Origin of the sequence: Streptomyces sp. 15-116A (genome assembly GCF_025290915.1) — a bacterium.
In the GTDB taxonomy this organism is placed as follows: domain Bacteria; phylum Actinomycetota; class Actinomycetes; order Streptomycetales; family Streptomycetaceae; genus Streptomyces.
In genome coordinates this window covers 1-1018 of the sequence record NZ_JAOCQE010000558.1, presented here as the reverse complement: position 1 = coordinate 1018, position 1018 = coordinate 1, and the positions used below count along the sequence as shown (strand labels likewise).

At 75.0% G+C, this 1018-nt stretch carries 1 protein-coding gene; it reads right to left on the bottom strand.

From position 1 onward, the window contains the following. Window positions 1–1018: CDP-alcohol phosphatidyltransferase family protein (locus N4P33_RS35450; protein ID WP_260831022.1), on the bottom strand; the 1018-nt coding region annotated here is incomplete at both ends.

Here is a 1018-nt window from a genome sequence, read left to right as displayed (position 1 = left end):
GCGGGCGGGGTTCCTCAGCGCCCCCGCGACGCCCTCGGCGAGCGGGCCCGAGTCGGCGAGGTCGGCCAGGGCCCGCGCGGCCCGGTCGGTGCGCTTCGCCTTGCGGGTCAGGGAGCGCAGCACCCGGCCCGCCGTGGTGTACGTCGCGGCGAAGGCGCAGCCGATGAGCAGGGCGTAGAAGGTGATCCGGGGCGTGGTGACCGCCGTGAGGACGGCGATCATGGCCCAGCGCTCGCCGATCGGCAGGACGATCATGCGGCGCGCCCAGACCGTCCAGCCGACGCTGTCGAGCTTGTCGGAGAGCGCGGCGGTGGGGCTGGTGTTGGCGGTGGCGTCGTGGTTGGCCTCGTTGAAGGAGAAGTCGACCACGTGCCGGCAGGTCTGGAGGACCATCGCGCCGAGGGCGAGGGCCCAGACGTCGTCGCCGCCGCGGGCCGCGCCGAGGGCGAGGCCCGCGTAGTAGGCGTACTCCTTGGCCCGGTCGAAGGTGGCGTCGAGCCAGGCGCCGAGGGTGGAGTACTGCAGCGAGTAGCGGGCGAGCTGGCCGTCGGTGCAGTCCAGGACGAAGGAGGCGATGAGCAGCACGCCGGCGGCGACGAAGCCGCCGCGGGTGCCGGTGGCGGCGCAGCCGGCCGCTATGAGCGCGGTGAGCAGCGAGGCGGTGGTGACCTGGTTGGGGGTCAGGCCCCGGCGGGCGCACCAGCGGGCGATGTAGCGGGAGTACGGGCTGATGAAGAAGGTGGTGAAGAAGCCGTCGCGGGCCTTCACGGCCGACTTCAGGCGGACGGCCTCGTCGTCGACGGCGGCGACCGCCTGACGGGCCTCGTTGCGGGCCTGCGGGTCGGCGGGGACGGTGGCGACGAGGCTGCCGAGGTCGGGGCGGTGCACGTCGGCGCCGTCCGCGTCGAGGGCGGTGACGATGCGGTCGGGGAGGCTGTCCACGGCCACGGCCGTACCGCCGCCCGCTGAGTTCTCGCGGGCCATCGCGCGGGTCAGGGCCTGGCGGCCGGCCGGCTGG